14 protein-coding genes are annotated in these 19,617 nt (G+C 48.3%); 8 read left to right on the top strand and 6 right to left on the bottom strand.

Annotated features, from left to right (window positions below):
• Nucleotides 1–893 precede the first annotated feature (893 nt).
• Together ACJJI7_RS02250 and ACJJI7_RS02245 are read left to right on the top strand one after the other, a co-directional pair.
• Complete coding sequence (locus ACJJI7_RS02250; RefSeq protein ID WP_444901044.1) at nucleotides 894–2,456, top strand: M28 family peptidase; 1,563 nt, start codon at nucleotides 894–896, stop codon at nucleotides 2,454–2,456.
• Nucleotides 2,457–2,838: 382 nt separating this feature from the next.
• On the top strand, nucleotides 2,839–5,460 hold the full coding sequence (locus ACJJI7_RS02245) for a TonB-dependent receptor plug domain-containing protein (RefSeq protein ID WP_282952553.1): 2,622 nt from the start codon (nucleotides 2,839–2,841) through the stop codon (nucleotides 5,458–5,460).
• A 139-nt stretch (nucleotides 5,461–5,599) separates the two neighbouring features.
• Here the strand turns inward: ACJJI7_RS02245 and ACJJI7_RS02240 are convergent, their stop codons facing one another.
• The 4 genes from ACJJI7_RS02240 to can all read right to left on the bottom strand — a co-directional run bounded on the left by ACJJI7_RS02240 (nucleotide 5,600) and on the right by can (nucleotide 9,514).
• On the bottom strand, nucleotides 5,600–6,331 hold the full coding sequence (locus tag ACJJI7_RS02240) for a glycerophosphodiester phosphodiesterase (protein ID WP_444901045.1): 732 nt from the start codon (nucleotides 6,329–6,331) through the stop codon (nucleotides 5,600–5,602).
• 192 nt (nucleotides 6,332–6,523) lie between these two features.
• Nucleotides 6,524–7,036: a flavin reductase family protein gene (locus ACJJI7_RS02235; RefSeq protein WP_020412477.1), complete on the bottom strand. Its 513-nt coding sequence runs from the start codon at nucleotides 7,034–7,036 to the stop codon at nucleotides 6,524–6,526.
• 99 nt (nucleotides 7,037–7,135) lie between these two features.
• Nucleotides 7,136–8,758 (bottom strand): FAD-dependent oxidoreductase, encoded by a 1,623-nt coding sequence (locus tag ACJJI7_RS02230; RefSeq protein WP_444901046.1) that lies wholly within the window; start codon nucleotides 8,756–8,758, stop codon nucleotides 7,136–7,138.
• Between the two features lie 99 nt (nucleotides 8,759–8,857).
• Complete coding sequence (can, locus tag ACJJI7_RS02225) at nucleotides 8,858–9,514, bottom strand: carbonate dehydratase (protein ID WP_020412479.1); 657 nt, start codon at nucleotides 9,512–9,514, stop codon at nucleotides 8,858–8,860.
• 158 nt (nucleotides 9,515–9,672) lie between these two features.
• Here can and ACJJI7_RS02220 point away from each other — a divergent pair, with 158 nt between their 5' ends.
• Nucleotides 9,673–9,888, top strand: a complete 216-nt coding sequence (locus ACJJI7_RS02220) for a hypothetical protein (RefSeq protein ID WP_353375979.1) — start codon at nucleotides 9,673–9,675, stop codon at nucleotides 9,886–9,888.
• Between the two features lie 184 nt (nucleotides 9,889–10,072).
• On the top strand, nucleotides 10,073–10,582 hold the full coding sequence (locus ACJJI7_RS02215; RefSeq protein ID WP_444901047.1) for a GNAT family N-acetyltransferase: 510 nt from the start codon (nucleotides 10,073–10,075) through the stop codon (nucleotides 10,580–10,582).
• A gap of 109 nt (nucleotides 10,583–10,691) precedes the next feature.
• Here the strand turns inward: ACJJI7_RS02215 and ACJJI7_RS02210 are convergent, their stop codons facing one another.
• Nucleotides 10,692–11,891, bottom strand: coding sequence for an MFS transporter (locus ACJJI7_RS02210; RefSeq protein ID WP_353375980.1), 1,200 nt, complete (start codon nucleotides 11,889–11,891; stop codon nucleotides 10,692–10,694).
• 173 nt (nucleotides 11,892–12,064) lie between these two features.
• On the opposite strand from ACJJI7_RS02210, the gene ACJJI7_RS02205 reads away from it, so the two are divergent.
• From ACJJI7_RS02205 to ACJJI7_RS02190, 4 genes are read left to right on the top strand one after another with little or no spacing between them, the layout of a single operon-like run.
• Nucleotides 12,065–13,930: an IucA/IucC family protein gene (locus ACJJI7_RS02205; RefSeq protein ID WP_020412483.1), complete on the top strand. Its 1,866-nt coding sequence runs from the start codon at nucleotides 12,065–12,067 to the stop codon at nucleotides 13,928–13,930.
• A gap of 34 nt (nucleotides 13,931–13,964) precedes the next feature.
• Nucleotides 13,965–14,945 carry a GNAT family N-acetyltransferase gene (locus ACJJI7_RS02200; RefSeq protein ID WP_020412484.1) on the top strand — a complete coding sequence of 327 codons (981 nt, stop codon included), beginning with the start codon at nucleotides 13,965–13,967 and terminating at the stop codon, nucleotides 14,943–14,945.
• Nucleotides 14,942–16,762, top strand: coding sequence for an IucA/IucC family protein (locus ACJJI7_RS02195; RefSeq protein ID WP_444901048.1), 1,821 nt, complete (start codon nucleotides 14,942–14,944; stop codon nucleotides 16,760–16,762). The genes ACJJI7_RS02200 and ACJJI7_RS02195 overlap by 4 nt, the downstream gene beginning before the upstream one ends.
• 2 nt (nucleotides 16,763–16,764) lie before the next feature.
• On the top strand, nucleotides 16,765–18,078 hold the full coding sequence (locus ACJJI7_RS02190) for a lysine N(6)-hydroxylase/L-ornithine N(5)-oxygenase family protein (protein WP_282952562.1): 1,314 nt from the start codon (nucleotides 16,765–16,767) through the stop codon (nucleotides 18,076–18,078).
• 103 nt (nucleotides 18,079–18,181) lie between these two features.
• On the opposite strand, the gene ACJJI7_RS02185 is transcribed toward ACJJI7_RS02190, so the two are convergent.
• A complete protein-coding gene (locus tag ACJJI7_RS02185) occupies nucleotides 18,182–19,120 on the bottom strand; it encodes a hypothetical protein (protein WP_444901049.1) in 939 nt (312 codons plus the stop codon).
• Nucleotides 19,121–19,617 lie beyond the last annotated feature (497 nt).

Genomic DNA, 19,617 nt, shown 5'->3' with positions numbered 1-19,617 from the left:
TCTGGTTGTTAATAGAGCTTACTGACTGGAACCTGACTGTAGGCTGAAGATATGAAGAAAACCTCTGGCAGATTATTTTGATGGTGGGCTTGGTGGTCTCAGTAGAAGAGTGGGGTAGAGCGGTAGCTCGCCTATATCGTTCTTCCAGGTTTCAAGCGGAGATGTAGCGTCAGGGGTTTATTCAAGTTGGTTGTTACGGAGTTAGTCCATTGTCCGTATTGGTGTTGCCGATTGTCCTGGAATTAATAAGTGTCAATATGCTTTGAGTGCATCTTCACTGTCAGGTAATGGAATGTAGCAGAAGAGTTGCTTATGCAATTTCAATAGTCGTTAAATTTACTTCTCTCTATTGAATGCCTCGTCTCAAAGTAGTAGGTCACAATAAGTCCCCATTTAATTTGCCAATCTCGTTATATTCGAAGAAGTTTTACTTTTCGCTTATTGAGTATCTTTTTTTACAGCAAAGATTTCATGATATTTTTTTATGAGATATGCCTAGTTCAAATTGCTATTAGTGGATTTTTTATATTCTTATTTTTTTTGTCTTTTATCTTTCTTAAAATTTATGATTTATTTTTTGGTGATTACTGCTAAATTATTTCAGTATTTGTTTGTATGTGTTACGGTTTTAGTTGCCAGCTATTCGAGTTGGTTTTACTTGGCTCCTCCGCGTTTTCAAAATTTGAATAATAAAAATAAATCTGGATGACCTGTAGTATTTCCTTTTAAGTCAGGTTGCGTCTCCAAATTCAATAATTTGTATGTTATTTGAATGTTGTTGGTTTTCGGCATTGCTGTTTGTGCAAGATTTTTGCATGGGTGTACGGTGCCCGTCTGTGTTTTCTTGGGTTTTGCCGATTTGCGCAGGGGGCTAAATCAATGTGGAGAAGATAATGAAAAAAATGATTCGTACATCGCTAATAGGGTTCCTGGCAGTGCCTGGTATAGCCTTGGCGCAGGAGTTGTGGATAACCATTGGTAGTGATGGCTATCAAACCCTGAAAAAAAATAGTGCATTAATGTCAAAACAGCCGCTGGTTGCACAAGGAGAGCACAATGATATAACGATATTAAAGGTAGATGAGGGTAATTTATCCGATATTTCTACCATTATGCATAATAGCCACAATCGCTGTGGTGGCTTTATGGTACATGAATCACTGGAGGAGGCGCAGGCTGCGCAGCTTTCACCGCTAGTGAGTACGGTAGAGAGTGTTGCCAGTTATACGATTGATAATGCGGATGTGGTCAGTGCATTACAAGGAAAAATCTCAGAGGCAAATATTCGCTCGACTATTGAAACCCTGTCGAGCTTTACCAACCGCTATTACACAACGACAACCGGGGTGGATGCTGCCGAATGGATTCGGGATAAGTGGCAGGATCTAACCAGCTCAAGAAGTGATGCTTCAGCGCAACTTTACAATCACAGCTGGGCCCAGCCCTCAGTTATTCTCACTATTCAGGGACAGACAGATCCCGATGAGATAGTGGTTTTGGGGGCCCACCTGGATTCAACAGTAGGGTTTGGCACCGGGGAGGGTACACGAGCACCGGGTGCCGATGATGATGCCTCGGGTATTGCAACTTTGACCGATGTGATTAATGCAATAGTAGTTTCGGACTATAAGCCGGCAAAAACTCTGGCATTTATGGGGTATGCGGCTGAAGAAGTTGGGCTGCGTGGTTCCGATGATATAGCTACAGATTACAAGAACCAGAATAAGAACGTGATTGGTGTGCTACAGCTGGATATGACCAATTACTATGGTTCGAATAGCGATATTTATATTATCGGTGATTACACCAATGGTGCCCAGAACACATTCCTTAAAGATCTGGTGCAAACCTATCAGGGTGGCCTCAGTGTCGGCACTACTAACTGTGGTTATGCTTGTTCTGATCACGCTTCCTGGCACGATCAAGGGTATGCGGTTTCCTTCCCTTTTGAGGCGACTTTTAATGGTTCTAACCCATATATCCACACTGTAAATGACACTCTTGCTAATAGTGGTGGAGATGCCAATCATGCCGTGAAATTTGGCAAACTGGCGGCAGCCTATGTGGCGGAACTGGCCAAGGGGTACATTGGCAATGATCCTGGCCCTGACCCCGATCCAGATCCTGACCCCGACCCCGATCCAGGCCAAGAGCAGACCCAAAGCTTCTCGGGCAACGTGTCGCGAGGTGGTGAGGAGCACTACGGGGCATTCAGTGTGACGCCTGGCACAAATTTTGTTGCGGATATGACGGGAACAAATGATGCCGATTTATATGTGCGTTTTGGGGCTGCACCCACCTGGCGTTATTACGATTGCAGGCCCTACGAAAATGGCTCTGATGAGAACTGTACTTTACAGGTGCCAAATGGTGATAGCGAAGCTTACATCATGGTTCGAGGCTATAGTCGTCAAACGTCCAGTTTTGAATTGAATGTAACCCATACCCCGCAATAATGGCGAGTGGCCTGGGAGTGTTTCTTCTCTGGGTATGTGAATCCTATCAATAATATTTACTGGAAAATTGAAAATTTGACACACCTGGCAGCAATGACCATTAGTCAGGTGTGTCAACTATTAACATAAATAAATTTAAACGCCATGAGTTTTGGTTTCCAGAGTAACTGTTGTCTAATCAGGCGAGGGAAAATGTCAAAAATTGAGAGACTTTTAGCACTGACGCGAAAATTTTCAGAGATAAGGGTAGGCTGATATATTCCCATAGCAAAAAAGTGCTCTGTAGGTCTCAGTGCGCGCAAGAATAATACTGCTCATCACTATTCAAGGTTATCCAGTGGTGTGCTGTCCAAATTAATAATGAAAAGAGAGGACGGGCAACATGCAAACCTATTTGCTAAGACCTTTGTCGCTGGCAATCGCTGTCGCACTTACGGCTCCAGGCGTCTTAGCCCAGGAGCAAAGCGAGCAGCCCCCGGCTGTCGATGACCGGGCGATGGAAGAGGTGATTACTACCGGTACACGCAAGGAGGGTGTCTCTCCCACAGAAACTCTGTCCCCAGTCGATGTGGTCGGTGGTGATAAACTGGCTGATCAGGCCAGTTTCGATCTGACAGAGTCTCTGGCAAAAATTGCCCCTTCCTTTAATACCCAGCGTTTCCCAATTGCGGATGGAACAGCATTTATTCGTCCGGTGACCCTGCGCAACTTATCTCCGGACCAGACACTGGTGCTGGTTAACGGTACACGTAGACACCGTTCAGCCCTTGTAAACTTACAACTTGCTCCGCTGGGAACGGTTAACCAAGGTGCTCAGGCTGTGGATTTTTCTACGCTGCCATCTATGGCCATAGAAAGGATAGAAGTACTGCGTGATGGCGCCTCGGCCCAATATGGCTCTGACGCTATTGCCGGAGTAGTGAATATTATCTTAAAGGATGATGCAGAAGGTTTCGGCTTTTCTGCACAAACTGGTGAGTATTTTGAAGGAGATGGGGCTCGTAACAGCTTGGCGGCCAATGCAGGCTTTAATCTCTGGGATAAGGGCTTTGTCAATGGCACTGTGGAATATTCCAAGGCCGATAAAACCTGGCGCGGCGTCGCTCGTCCTGATGCCGAGTTTGTCGGATCTGTGGTTGGAGAGGACCTGGTGCCGCTCGACGGGCTTGGCCAGCGCTGGGGTGATCCAGATGTGGAGACATTGAAATTTTTTGTAAACAGCGGCCTGGATATTAATGATGATGTCGAGCTGTACGGAAATTTTGGTTACTCAACCAACGAAACTATTTCAGACTTCTTCTATCGTGGCCCAGTACTTGACCCGGAACATCAATTTACCGCTCGCGGTACTTTACAGGTGGATATGCCCAGTGATCCTAATGACCCTGGAAGTGTCGACTATTTGCCAGATCCGGCACCACAGTCGTTGATTGATTACATTATCGGCCAGGGGTTAAACCCATCCGATTATTTGGTAGCCGATAATTCCAGCCCCAGTGGATATGTGTTGCGCAACCCCATCTACACCCAGTTCCCTGGCGGCTATAACCCCCAGTTCGGTGCAGAAATTCATGATATTTCCGCCGTGGTAGGTGCTCGAGGCGAAATGCAAAATGGACTGACCTGGGACCTGCGCGCGCGGGTTGCGGAGAATGAGGTGGAATATGTACTGAAAGATTCTATAAACCCTAGCCTCGGTTTATTGTCGCCCACCAGTTTCAAGCCGGGCACTCTTACCCAGGAAGAGTCCAGCCTTAATGCGGATTTTGTGAAACCTGTGGATTTGGCTTTTTTAGATTCGCCGCTTAACGTAGCCTTTGGTGCTGAGTGGAGAGAGGAAACCTATTCAATTGGCGCAGGTGATTCTGCTTCCACTGAAGTGGGCCCGACTGCGGCCCATTTTGGCGTCGGCTCGGATGGATTTCAGGGTTTCCCCACTGAGGCTGTCGGCAGTTACAGTAGTGAGAGTATTGCCGCCTATATTGACCTTGAAGCGGACGTAACTGATGCACTGACGCTAGGTACGGCACTACGCCTTGAAGAATATGATGAGTTTGGGTCTACCTCTGACTGGAAGATCTCAGCCCGCTATGACATCAATGAGCGTTTCGCCCTAAGGGGTACTGTAAATACTGGTTTCCGCGCGCCTACTCCCGGACAGGTAAACACCCTGAATGTCACGACAACTGCTGATTCCAGCGGTAATCTGATTCCGAATGGAACATACCCGGTGAGTCACCCGGTTGCTATGGCATTGGGCGCTGCAGAGTTAAGTCCAGAGGAATCCACCAGCTTTACCTTGGGGGCGGTTTTTTCACCGTTCGATAACACCAGCGTTACTGTCGATTACTACAACATCGATATCGAGGATCGGCTGGCCTTGCGCAACAATGCGATTGGTGATGCGGAAGTTGAACTCCTTCAGAGTGCGGGAGTTGAAAATGCGGCACTTCTGAGTGGTAGTAATGCGAACTATTTTGTCAACGCTTATGACTCTGAAATTTCGGGTATCGACTTGGCAGTTACCAGTGATTTTGAGGTGGCTGGCAATTTGTTAGTGGTAGATTTACGCCATAATCATAACCAGCAGGAAGTGAGTAATGTTGCAGAAAACACCATCAATGCCTCCAGGGTTTTTGACCTGGAAAACCAGGTGCCCAGTGATCGCACCACACTAACGTTGGATTTTGATACCGGAGATATATTCAGCGGTTATTTACGTCTGAATCGTTATAGCAGCTGGGAGTCAACAGGGGGGCTGTTTGGGCCGGGTGATGCTTCGGATACCTATAGCTATGGCAGCGAGATACTGGTGGACCTGGAGGCAACCTTCACGCTCTATGAGAATTACAAAATTGCCATCGGTGGTGAGAATATCTTTGATGTACAGCCTGATGACGAACAGGATGGAACCCTGCAGTTTCTGGGCGTAGACCAGGCATTGACCTCGCCTTTTGGTTTCAACGGCGGCTTCTGGTATTTACGTGCTAGTGCAGAGTTCTAAACAGTGGAAGTAAATAGTCTTTGGCTACTTTATTTTGTTAAGAGCTATACGTCGTAAGAGGCCATTGAAAGAAATAAACCCGGCACTTTTGCCGGGTTTATTTGTATGGTATTACATGAACGACATACCAAATATTCTGTTAGCAAAGTGCGCTGCTGGCGAGAACTCGTGTGTTGAAATCCAGTACTATCTGCGGTTCATCGGTGAAAACCCCGTCTACGCCTAGTGCGGCCAGCATTGCCAGGTCATTAGGGTTATTAACAGTAAAGACATAGTTTTTGAGTCCCCGCTGTCCGGCATCAGCCAGTAAATCGGCACTAATAAAATCCAGGTTGGTGTGTAGCGAATATGCTTGTAATGGCGCGGTACAGGCAGCTAAATCAAGGGGCACTCCACTAATTAACACCCCACGGCGTACTTCGGGTAATAGGCGCAGGCATTCATACAGCTGTCTGTGATCAAATGAGGAAATAATATATTGATCGAATGTAGTGCCTTTTTCAGTGACAAAACGCCGTATTTCCTTTGCCAGTAAGTAAGCGCAATTGGGGCCTTTAATTTCAATATTTAATTGTGCGCTGCCGCCGACCAGTTCCAGTACTTCCTGAAGTGATGGAATAGTATTGCCACAAGGGAGGGGTCTTTCTCTCAAATCCTCTGGGCGCATCTCAGTAATTAGCTCACTGCCCGGGATTAGGCGTCCCAGGCGCCGATCGTGCTTTACTAGAAGTTGGCCACCCACATTCCAGATATCAATTTCAATACCCCCGACTGCCATTTCCAGTGCGTGGCCAATAGCCTGCAAGGTATTCTCGCTGGCTCGCCGCTGGTAACCGCGGTGTGCAAAGCAGAAGAGAGTGCCTGGAGTCATTACCTTTGAGTCCAATCAGTAAATTTTGAGAGCCTGCCACTAAATTATTACGAGGGGGTTATGCCGCCACCAAAGTTTATCGAGTCTATTGACCTGTAAGTATAAAAAAATTTTTTTTATAGCGCCAAGGTATGAAAAGAGGCCAAAGTAGCCCTCCAGAAAGTGCCTTGATAACTAAAAGCAAACAGATAATTAATCGCCAGCCAAGGCGCGATAGCGGCCGCGATGAAAAACCAATGGTTCGCCGCCGGGGGCGGAAAACTCCAAAACTTCGCCCAAAAGGATGGTGTGATCGCCACCTTCGATACACTGCACACGGCGGCAGTGGAAGTAAGCTGCGCACTCGTCCAGACGGGGAATGCCATTTGGTCCTTCATACCAGTGTACCTGGCCGAACTTGTCGGCCCCGCGGCCAGCAAACAGGTTGGAGACATGCTGCTGGTCTGCACGTAAAACATGCACTGCAAAGTGTTCGCGAGTGGTAAATGCTTCATAGCCAAGAGATTGCTTGTCAATGCTCCAGAGTACCAACGCTGGATCCAGGGAGACAGAATTAAAGCTGTTTGCGGTCATTCCAGCAGGTTGGCCGTTAATATCCTGGGTAGTGATGACGGTGACACCTGTGGCGAATTGACCCAAGGTATCGCGCAAAAGGCGGCTTTGTTGGGTAGATGGGGTGATGATGGGGCTTCTTTCTGTCGTCATACGGAGCTTGCTTGTACAAAATCTGTGCTAGCCGACCATTTTACGGCAAAAGCGTACTTATTGCGCGCTTTGCCCCCAATACTAGCGAAAGAAGCTCGGTTAATGGTTTGTGTGTGGAGGGCCGTCCATGATTGGCACGCATTCTTCACAGAGGCGGTCACGCGCTGAGATTGAGGAGCCGGTCAGAGCAAAACCACGTAGCTTGCCTGACGGATCACGATACTCGGCACGCACACCTTCAGAGTCTTCGAAAACTTGCCAGCGGCCTTCAGTATTGGGTTGGGGAGGGCACACAGTGGTGGGGTGCAAGGTGGTTTTTACTGCAACCGGAATGGCGCCGTAGTTCACGGGAGTCGCTTCGCCGCTCAAGGTTTTTGCCAAGGCGCGGGCACAGGCTATGAGAGGTGCCACAAAAAAAAGTTGGTGGCCGTCCACCTCGGCACAATCACCGAGTGCAAAGATATATTTATTACTGGTCTGAAGGTGTCGACTGACGCTAATACCGCGTTCGACCGCGAGTCCAGCGGTTTCTGCCAATCTTATATTTGCCTTCAAGCCCAGTGCCGCCAGGGCGATATCCCCCTGAATTGTTTCGCCGTTAACGAGTTGGGCTTCCAGCCCCCCGGAAGTACGCTTGAGGGCTTGAACAGATGAGCCAAAGTGGAAGCGTACCCCGTGCTTTTCCAATGCCCTCTGCAGGTCACGTCCAGCTTGTTCCGGCAGCAGTCTCCCAAGAGGCCAGTTAAGTGGTTCTACTACCTCTACGGCAAAGCCAGCCTGCACCAAGTCGTTAGCAAATTCGCATCCGATTAGCCCAGCACCGATAAGAATCACCCGCCTATGGCCCACCAGGGCTGTGCGGAAACGATGATAATCTCCCAGGTTATTGATACGGAACAAGTGTGATTGGGCGTCACCTTCGATGTGGGGAATAGGAGGGCAGCAGGCACCGGTGGCTAATACCAGCCGGTCATAGTGTATTTCTGATATATGCTCGCCAGTCTCCTGGTGGAGAGTAAGTGTTTTGTCTTTTGGGTTGATTTCGGAAACCCGGGTGTGCACAAGAATTTCCGCATCTAGTTCTCTGGCCATCTCCTCAGCGCTTATTTGGCTCAGTTGCTGGGCGGTTTTGCCGTGAGATAGGGAGGCAGATAGAAGGGGCTTGGAGTAGAAGGCGCCATCATCTGCAGTAATCATCAGCATGGGAGTGTGGTTGTCCAGCTTGCGAAATTCCCGCGCCAAATTATATCCGGCAAGCCCTGTGCCGAGGATTACCAGAGGCTCTCCCGTATTCGTGATTGGTTTTGCTGAGCTGGTCTCCACTGATACAGAGGAGACCAACACCATGTCAAATTCTTCTTTACTGACCCCGCATTGGGGGCAGCTCCAGTCTTCAGGAATATCCTCCCAGCGGGTACCGGCGGTGATTCCCTCTTCAGGACAACCCCTGGATTCATCGTATACCCAGCCACATACCATGCACTCCCAGATACGGTAGGTGGCTGTAGATGTTGATGGTGAAATGTTACTAGGGCGGGTGATACCTGTAGAGACTTCGCGCATTGCAAACTGGCTTTTGCTGGCACCGCATTCCGGGCAGCACCAGTCTTCAGGTATCTCCTCCCAGCGTGTGCCTGGCGCTATGTTGTCCTCGGGCCAGCCCTTAGCTTCATCATAGATCCAGCCACAGTTTTGGCATTCCCATACGCGATATTCAGACATAACGCTTCCCTGCTCGAGCCTGGGCCCCGGCTATGGAAGGACACCGGGGCTGAAATTTTTTATAGGAGCAAATATAAGGGAGTTCGGCAGGGAGTGCTGCTATTCGTTATTGCGTTTGGCTATTTTGGCTAGAGCGTTTTGGTAGGTGTCGGCAATTTCCCCCGGGTGGCTGATAGAGACGCCGAGATCGTGTACCAGGCCATCTTCCAGGCCATAAACCCACCCGTTAACGGAGAGTTGCTGCCCTACGCGCCAAGCATCTCTCACTATGGTGGTCTGGCAGATATGGATTACCTGCTCCAGTACATTGAGCTCACACAATAGGTCTGTGCGCTGTTGTTGCTGGAAAAGGTCAATCAGGGTGTGATGCTTGTCGCGTACATCCTGGATATGGCGCAGCCAATTGTCGATCAGGCCGAGTTGCTCATTGTGCAGTGCGGCTTGGACTCCACCGCAGCCATAGTGACCGCACACAATAATATGCTTCACCTTTAAGATTTCTACCGCGTACTGCAACACTGACAGGCAGTTGAGGTCTGTATGCACCACCACGTTGGCGACATTACGATGTACAAACAACTCCCCAGGTAATAAACCCACAATTTCATTTGCGGGTACGCGGCTGTCAGCACAGCCTATCCATAAATATTCTGGGGTTTGTTGTTTCGATAGCTTGAGAAAGAAGTCCGGATTTTCCTCACGGGTAGCCTCGGACCATTGCTGGTTATTTTTCAGTAGATGATTAAGCGGGTGCAATGCAGTTGTATCCTAATGTGACCAGGTGGACATTATGGTTGCAGGATAGCGGCTTTGTTCGCGCGGGCCAAGGGGTGTTGGTCTAACCTAGATTATGACCAATATCTTGAGCTTGGTCTAAGTGTTCTAGATCCAGGTCGAAAAAGGGAGAATAAATAATGGCAAGAAAAAAAAGTTCTGGACCCGGCAGGCGGAGAGGTTCCTCGCTGCGTTCCGGATTTATGGATCGCCACCGATTGAGAATGCGCCAGTTACAGGCTAGACGTGCCCGCCTACGCAACGCCTTATCCCGCCATACTGATGGAGGTGAGATCGAGCGGGAACCTGTTCCTGAGGGCTTCAGTATTAAGGAGATTGAGGAGGAGTCTTGCTAGAAGAAGTTTGATAACGCATTTTTAAGCTATAGGTGTTATCAAGTGCCATCAGAACTTGAGCTGGTCAATAGCCGTGGAAAACTTACCAAGTCGCCAAACTATTAAAAATCTGTTTTTATTATGGGAATATTAAAGGTATGGCGTAAAGTGTAATTTTGCGCAGAGAGCTGAAAGAGTAGTATTAATGGAGTTTGTAAAATCTGAGGAAAAGGCATCCGTGCGAGTTGCGATGGCGGATTATAGAGACAGTCGCAACGGTGCAGATATTCTCGCTTTGATGGATGAGTATTCCCGCCACCCCTTTGGGGGAGGAGAACCCCTGCCTGAACAGTGCCGCAATCAACTGCTGCCCAAGCTGGCGGAGTTTCCAGGAGCTTTTACAGTATTGGCCTACAGCAATGAAAAAGCGTTAGGCCTGATTAATTGCTTTACTGGTTTTTCCACTTTTTCTTGCCAGCCCCTAATCAATATTCACGATGTTATTGTCAGCGAGCAGGCTCGAGGCTACGGAGTGTGTGCCGCTATGATGGAGTTTGTAGTGAGAGAGGCAAAAAAAAGAGGATGCTGCAAGCTAACAATGGAAGTTCTAGAGAAAAACCTCGCGGCCAAGAATGCCTACCGTAAGTTGGGGTTTAAACCTTATACGTTAGATGAGGAGTTCGGTCAGGCAGAGTTCTGGCAAAGATACCTTTAGCATTTTGGGGCTGGTATTACTATCAACCCCTACCTCCTTTTCAGGCCTCTGCGGCAATAAGGCCCGAACTGATTTTGCGCTGGTTGTGTTATTGAAGATAAATCATGGGCTAGACCTCCAAACTCGCTTGCTTTTCTTTTCCTTTTTTAGCACGAAAAAGTGCGAATAACGCGCACACAGCAATCAGCCCCACACTGAGGAGCATCCCTAAAAGAGGTTGTTGGGGGTGCTCCTCATATAGCCAGCCTCCCAGCGCGAACCCAATGGTATATCCACCGGTGTGCATTAGAGCTAAAAGTCCAAAGAGCCTGCCTCCACGTTGCCGGGATTGACTTAATAGTGCGCTGTAACCCGGCACCAGGAAAGCAATACCGACAACAAAGGCAAGTAACCCAAAAACTGCGAGAAGGCTCCCCAGGGTGGAGGAGAGAAAAATACTACCAGTGCACAGCGATGTGACCCCCAGCATAAAGCTCAACTGTGGTGCTTTGAGCCTGCGCACTAACCCCACTTGAACCAGAAAACCGCAGATTGCCACAGTAGCCAACAACACAGCGGTAGCAGAGGAGGCTCCCAAGGCGCTCAGGCCGTATAAATCTTTAAGCGCGGGCCCCATTATTACCTGAAGCTGGCCGACGCTGACTGTGCCGAGTAATGCTGTGGCAAATAAAGCCAGCGATCCCGGCGGCAAGGCTGCTTTCTCACCGGAACTAGGTTGGGATTTATTTGTGGTGGGGGGTAGGCTCAGGGTCAAATACAGAGCTGTGAGAGGTAGCAGAACAAGCCAAGCCATGGGCCACAAGTCGCCTGCCAGCAGCGCGGGTAAGGCCAGTAGCGGCCCAAGCCCTCGCCCCAGGTTCGCTGCCGCACTTAAACCTGAGAGTATCGACAAACGTTTTTCTGGTTCCCCCAATTCAACGGCCCAGGCTTGGCAGCATGGGTAAATAGCGGCGGCATTTAACCCGTAAATGATCCGGCTAATCGCCAGAGCAAACAATGCGCTACCTTCGCTGATAAGCCCCTGTGCCAGTGCAATTAGCAGTGCCACAAAGAGGCACTGAGCGAATAGGGCGCCAGTCAGTCCCGCGAGCAATACAGGCTTGCGACCAATCCTATCCCCGAGTTCCCCCCATAGTGGCCCGGCCACCATCAGGCATAGAGTACCCAGTGCCACAAGGCCACCGATACTGGCCAAACTTAAGCCGCAACGCTCAACGATCAGTGGGATTTGGGTAAGCAGCACGACCTGAGCTGCTCCCTGGCTGGCTACTATCCAGTGGATTTTTTTCTGGTGAGGGGATCGCCGCATTGGGTACTCCGCGGATTAAATGAAAACAGCTAAACGGACGCCCGCTTCTGTGCAGAAATTCTCATCCGAATCATTTTTTCAAGAAAAAGCTTGAATAACGGAAATTTTACCTGCATGATTTTCTAAATACAAATCATTCGCATTTAGTATTTTCTCAGTTAAGAACCCCATTTATGAACGATCCCCAACCCGGTTCGGTTCAGTATGACCGCACTGTTGGCATGGTTGGTACTCAAGAGATATTTATGACTGATCAATACAGCCCGGTCAATGCATTTGCTGAACGAATGTCAGCCAATTGTTTCTTTAATGCGCTGTTGAGAGAAACGGGTTGCGGCACATGGCACATGCAGGAGGGTGAACAACTTCCGGATGGAATCGGTCTTCCAGCAGTAAGTATTCCCCTGCCGGCATCTAGCGCCGAACTTTGGTTGAACATTTCCTATCACAGTGAGTGTGGTAGGCACCAGTTCGCTCTGCCCATGGTATGGCGAGCGAATGATGGGAGCAGCAAGGTGATTGAGATGGCCGAGGCTGCAGAGTTGGTCGCCCAGGACTTCTCATTTTTTCCTGGCGCCACTGTGGAATCCCGAACGCAATTTACTCGCCGAGTTGCGTCCAGTGTAAAAAATATGACCCAGGCACTGGTTGCACGTAGTGCCGATACAGAAAAGTTATTTTCCTTACCCCTCAGTTTTGCCGAGGCGGAACAGGCGCTTTTATGTGGCCACTCCATACATCCAACCCCGAAAAGCCGAGACCCATTTACCGATAAAGATGCCGAGTGCTACGCACCGGAATTTAATAATCGCTTTGCCCTGGTATGGCTGGGGGTTGATCCTCAATTTTTGCAGGGGGCCAGTGGCGCTGAAATTAGTGAAGTACAGTTCGCCGACTTGGTGCGTGGAGTAGATGGTGGCCCCGTAGCGCCCGAAGGGTTTGTCGCTTTTCCCGCACATCCTTGGCAGTGGCGAAAATTGTGTGAAGTCCAGAGTGTTGTGGAATTACTTGAGGCTGGAAAAATTGTAGAGCTGGGTGAGGGTAGTGAATCCTGGCGAGCAACTTCCTCTCTGCGCGCAATTTACAGTGGCAATAGCCCATATATGCTTAAATTCTCTCTCAGTTTGCGGTTAACCAACTCCGTGCGCACCCTGCAGCCGAAAGAAATGGTTCGCGGACTTGAAGTGCTGAAGGTAAGGGGTACACCGGTAGGACAGGAATTTGCCAACCGCTATCCGAGATTTCAGGTATTGGCAGAGCCAGCCTACCTGATGCTTGCCGACATTGATGGTAAGCAAATTATAGAAAGCCTGGTTATGTTCCGGGAAAATCCTTTCCTTGGTGAATCAGCAGAAAATACTTGCTTGTTGGCTACTTTGACACAGGATCACCCAGACGGATCTCCTTGCAGAGCCGCGCAATTAGTTCAGTGTCTTGCCGATGAGGAGAGTATTTCTATTGAGGCAGCCACTAAACGCTGGTTTAACGCCTTCCTCGATGCAGTAATAGAACCTTTATTGATTGCCCAGGCCGATTTCGGAATTTTGTTTGGTGCCCACCAGCAAAACTTGATCCTGTCGTTTGAAGGTCCCCTGCCTGTTGCTGGTTATTTCAGAGATTGCCAGGGCAGTGGTTATAGCCGTTTGGGGGAGCAACTTCTTAAACCTTATCTGCCCAATTTGGCGCAGGGTAGTGAAAATGTAATTGATGAGCAAATGGCGAATCGACTGTTTGTTTACTATCTCATCGTCAATAGTTGTTTCGGTTTGATTTGCGCCCTTTCCGCTGCGGGCTTAATCACTGAGCGGGAATTATTGCGTCAGTTGCGTCAACGCCTTCTATTGCTACATGAAGGTCAGCGAAGAGATAGTAGTTGCCTGGAGTACCTGCTCAATTCACCTGAGATCTGGGCCAAGGGCAATTTCCAATGTGCGGTTATCGGGATGAATGAGACCACGACCGAAGACCCGCTTTCTATCTATCACAAGATGGCGAATCCCCTGATATCGGCAGTAGAGCTTACAGCTGAAGAAGCCTGATTAATATGTGTAAAAAAACTGCAAGGATAGATTTATGACCAGTTTAACAGCTGTGCCTGAACAGTCCCTGGAGGAGCATGGTCAGCTTCCTGATGGACGCTCTTGGCAAATTGCTCCTGGTGGATATTGTTGTCAATTTAATGGGAAAGATTACTTCCAAATTGAATACATTCCAGGGCGGGATTGCGCACGAATTATTTTAACACACGGTAATGCGCAGCTCGTGGAATTAGACCTATGGTTTGATTGGCTCTTTGCACTGAACCCGGCATTACAAAACATAGATATCGTTGAAACAGATACAGTGGCAAGCCGGGTTTCCCGCAGTGGTTTTTATCAGCGTGCGGAGCTTTGGTATTGTGGAAATAACGCTGGAAAATTTCCTCTGCAGTGGGTGAAGAATGAGCAGGGAGTTCGCCATCCACTCCGTGCGGTACCACCAAAAGGGGAAGTCTATCGACGTTATTTCCACTCCCTGGGAATGGATTTTAGCTTGCGCCACTTAGACCCTCAGAAAGATTTGGAGCGCTTTACCGGCTGGATGAACCAGAGACGTGTAGCCCAATTTTGGGAAGAGGAGGGTGATGCAGACAAGCAGCGGCAGTTTATCGATACTGTTATTGAGGATCCTCATAAATACCCTTTGATCGCTTGTTTTGACGATGAACCCTTCGCCTATTTTGAAGTTTATTGGGCCCTCGAAGATCGTATTGCGCCCTACTACGATTGCCAGCCATTCGATCGTGGTGCACATATGCTGGTTGGTGACCTGCGTTATTTAGGCAAGCGTTTTGCCTATGCCTGGTTTAATGGTATTTCCCATTTTATGTTCCTTGATGATACACGGACTGAAAATTTGGTTGGAGAACCACGGGCGGATAACCGTGCGTTGCTTAAATATATCAACGGAACTTTTAGCTGGAAAAAAATTAAAGAGTTTGATTTTCCGCACAAACGCGCCGCGTTGGTGATGTGTAAGCGGAAAGATTTTTTTCGGAGCATGGGGGGAGTATGAGCGGGGACAAACACTGGAAGCTGGCAAATACAGTTCTATTGGTAAAGTCACTGGCTGAGCTTTGCTATGAGCAGGCGCTCAGTGCTGTAGTAGAAACAGATGGTCGATATTCTGTACACCTCTCCTCAGGGGTTGTTTATCGCTTCAAGGGCAAGTTGACCATCTGGGATTGGCTATTAATAGATCCATGTGACATTGAACGTATACGGGATACAGAAGTGAAGCCAGCCGATGATGCGGCACAATTTTTTATTGATGCCGCTCAGGATTTGGAGGCCTCGTCCAGTACTCTGGGTAATCTATTACAAGAACTTGCCAACACTCTGGTTGCCGATGTTGCTCTATTACAAAAACGCGAAAAATTAAATGCCCAAGCTCTGGCAAAATTGCCTGATGAACAGTTGCAATGCCTGCTGGATGGTCATCCTAAAGCGATGGTGAATAAAGGGCGTATCGGTTGGGGGGCACAAGAGTTTAATGCTTATGGTACAGAGGCTTCCCAGGGTGTTCGATTATTATGGCTTGCGGTCCGGCGGGAGCTGGTTGTTAGTGGAAATAATGATTCCTGGGACTGGCCAGATTTATTGGCAGAGAGCCTTAATGAAATACAACTGAAGCAGCTGTCTGAAGTGTGCCGCAAACAGGGTATCGATTGGCAAGCATTTTTGCCACTACCAGTGCACCCTTGGCAGTGGCAACATCATATTCGCCAACACTATGCACAACAGATTTTTCGTGGCGATTTAGTATTACTTGGAGAATTTGGTGACCAGTACTTGCCACAAGTATCACTGCGTACCCTGTCGAATCTGGATCGCCCTCGAGCCCTGCATGTAAAGTTACCACTGACGGTTTTAAATACTTCTTGTTACCGCGGAATTCCGGGTAAATTTATGCGCTGCGGTCCAGGGCTATCCGAATGGATGCAGCAGCTTTGTGAACGCGATGGCGAATTACAATCTCGTGGCACAGGAGTTTTACAGGAAGTGGCGGGGTTGCACGTACCGCACTTTCATCATGAGTTAATTGATGGAACTCCTTATCGCTACAAGGAGTTGCTCGGGGCCACCTGGCGGCAGAGTCCAGCTGGACTATGTGCAGAGGGAGAGCGCCATCTTTTAATGGCTGCCTTGCTGCAGAGAGATGCCAGCGGTAAATCTGTAGCTGTGGCTCTGATAAAAGCTTCCGGTCTCTCTGCTCATGCATGGCTTGAGCATTTGTTCGAGGCGACGGTAGTGCCTCTTTATCATTTACTGAGTTGCTATGGCATAGGCTTGGTGGCTCATTCGCAAAACCTGACGTTGGTGTTGCGTAATAATAAAGTGGTGCGTGTCCTCTTGAAGGATTTTCAAGGGGATCTGCGTCTCGCCGAAGGGGAGTTTCCTGAGCGTGCAGATTTACCGGAAGCAGCGGTGCAAGCACTCGACCAGCTACCACCCAATTACATTATTCACGATCTGTTCACTGGTCACTTCGTAACAGTATTGCGATACCTGTCCGCTCAATTAATGATAGAGATCGGATTGGAAGAGCTGGAATTCTACGCAATTTTGGCTCGGGTACTGCGCCGTTATCAGGAATCTGCGCAACAGCACAGTGCTCACATGGCGAAACGTTTCCAGCTGTTTAATTTATTCCGCCCTCACATCGAGCGTGTTTGTATTAATCGTGTGCGCTTGCGGCAGGGCTATGATGACAGCGCTGAGCGCCCGGTCCCCATCGTCGGTGGTGACCTGCACAACCCTCTTTGGCTCGCTGAGCAAGAGTCCCAACAACCCAAATCACAACCAGAAACCGCTTCCGCTTTAGAGGCCTAATCATGAGTAATTTCCTAGATCTTGCCGGTATCGGGGCCGGTCCTTTTAACCTGGCTGTTGCCGCTTTAATGCAGGATAAATTCCTGAGCCATCGTTTCTTCGACGCTAAAGCGGAATTTTCCTGGCACCCGGGTTTGATGTTACCGGGCGCCATGATGCAGACTTCCTATTTAAAAGATCTGGTAACACCGGTTGACCCTACAAACCCCTATAGTTTTTTGGCATATTTAGTGGAAAACAAGCGCTTTTATGATTTTCTCCATGCAGAACAACGTACCGTGATGCGCCGGGAATTTGCCGATTACCTGGCTTGGGCTGCACGTCGTCTGGATTGTATCCAAATGAGTAGCCGTGTTCAGAGTGTGGTGGATAATGGTGATTATTTTGAGCTGGACGTACATGGGCCCAATGGTCGTGAACAGATACTTGCTAAGAATCTGTGCGTTGCGGCTGGTAAAAAGCCAAATATCCCGGAGTGTAGCCGACCATTCCTTTCTGAAAATTGTTTCCATGCGTTGGAAATAGCTTTGCGCAACCCCGATGTAAGTGGCAAGCGTGTTGCCGTGATTGGTGGTGGTCAGACTGGTGCTGAAGTGGTAATAAATCTTCTTGGCAAACACTGGGGGCGCCCGCAGCAGGTAACTTGGGTATCCCGTCGCAGCAATTATCTGCCCCTGGATGAAACACCGTTTACAAATGATTGGTTTACCCCAGAATATGTTGAGGTATTCCGCCAGCTGAGCCCTCATCGCCGTGAAGAGGTTGTTGCCGAACAGAAACTGGCATCCGATGGGATTTCTCCAGACACGCTCAAAGAGCTATATCAGCTGTTTTATCGTCTCGTGCATCTGGAGAAGGATTCCGAACGAGTGACATTGATGCCCAATCGTGAATTAGTGAATATGTCCTGTCGCGGTGATTACCAGTTACAATTACAGAATCACTTACTGGGTGATGCAGATGGTAATGAGTGGATAAATGCGGATATCGTTATTTTGTGCACAGGTTTACGAGAGGCTCTTCCGGCCTGTTTAGCTCCTCTACAGGAGCGCATTCCTAGGGATGCAGAAGGGCGCCTGTTGCTTGATGATGCATTTGCAACAAAGCTTAATGGGGATGATAGTGAGCGTCGCCTATACTTCCTCGGCACTGGCCGTACCAGTCATGGTATTGCGGAACCGCAATTAAGTCTTTCCGCCTGGCGAGCTGCACAAGTAGTTAATGACTTACATGGCAAAGCGGTGTATGACAATCAGCAAGCAGGCAATTTGATGAAGTGGATTACCCCTGAAGCCCAGCAGATTGCGGTTGCTTAATTTATAGAGTTTTTTTGATCGAATCTATCTTTTAATGCAGGGTAGATTCGATCATAAGCCTGGTTTTAGTTTTCTTTCCCCGTTGTGGTATCTATTCTGACTATCACTTGGCAACGTCAATAAAAATTCCCATATGATCGGTTACCGCGGCTGCCATGTCGGAACCGTTGACGCTAACCGGGGTGCTCTGCGAGATATAGTCCACCTTGATTACTCGAATGGTCTTGGTATTGTATGCGGCAACGTCATATTTTTTACTGGCCGTGCTGTTGGTACCAGCAAAACTGCGCTGGTAGGAATCAAAAGGATTTACTTCGTCCTCTGTATGTGCATCGCGAAATAGTGTGCCTGTTGCCACACTAAGTGCGCAGGGGGTGAAACTGTCATTTCCCTGGTTAGTGTCGCCCATAACAAGGTCAATAGCGCCATAACCCTGCTGAATTAGAAGGTTATTAATATTGCGATAGAAAATGACTGATTCGCTTTCCTTCTTGGCAATACTGTTAGGTACATGCACGAACACGGCATTCACATTCCCGCTCCTGATTGCAATCCAGCCCATGCCAGAGCCGAGAATCTGATGTTGAGTGGTATTGGCTGCGTGAACACTGAAGCTGTTACAGGCCTTTCCTGTAGAACTCGACCCCACCAACCCCCCAGCATGTTGCTGCATGGAACTCCATTCGCTATTGGCTCCGTCCATTTCTCCATACACTAAAAGATCACAGGTCTGACCCAGTGAGCGATACAGGTGCTGGTGAGTCTGACGAGCTTTACCTTCAATCATACTGAGAAATTGTGCATTGTTGTGCTGGCCTTTAGCCATATAGCCGTGTGGTGCTTGTGCGACCAGCTGAGCTGGGCCGTGAATTGGAACATGAGGGTCCAAACCGTCAGCCGTTGGCATAATTAGGTGCCAGCGATCCTGGTTGGCGGCTTGATGGTTGTGAGTCATACGGGTGAAATGCTGGCTGTTGGAGGCACTGACCCCATGATTGGTACTCGCGTTTGAGTTAATGGATTGATAGGCGAAAGTTGGCATAGAAGTAACTCACTTATAATCAAAACAATTTGTCTTATTTCTAATAACATTGCTGAGCGTTAAGCTAACTTATTTTGCTTTCTACTTCGTCAATTAATTCTGGCGTTGCATTTAGATATGCCAAATATTATTTGACTGCTCTCTTGGAACGATGAAAGCATAATAATACATTTACATTGCAAATATTCGATTGAGATCAGTTTGTAATGGCCTGTATTAATCGGAATTGGACAAGAAGTGAAAAGGGAGGGAGTTACTTATTCAGGCTTTGTAATTATATGCAGAATACTTATCCGTTTTTTAAGGGGGTTAGAAAGAGGTGATAGTAATGCACAGTTAACCTGAAGATATTCATGAGTTGTGAATTTTACCCTTAAAATTAATTGCGGTTTTCACTTGTGAATACAGTTTTACTGTCTTATGGAGCCTATAGGTGGGTGTTTCACTATTTGTTATTACGTCGCCCAATTTATATTTGGTCGCTGGGCTATTATTTT

It is taken from the genome of Microbulbifer variabilis, assembly GCF_056232115.1.
The sequence above is the reverse complement of the archived record's forward strand: the minus strand, read 5'-3'. Positions and strand labels throughout refer to the sequence as shown.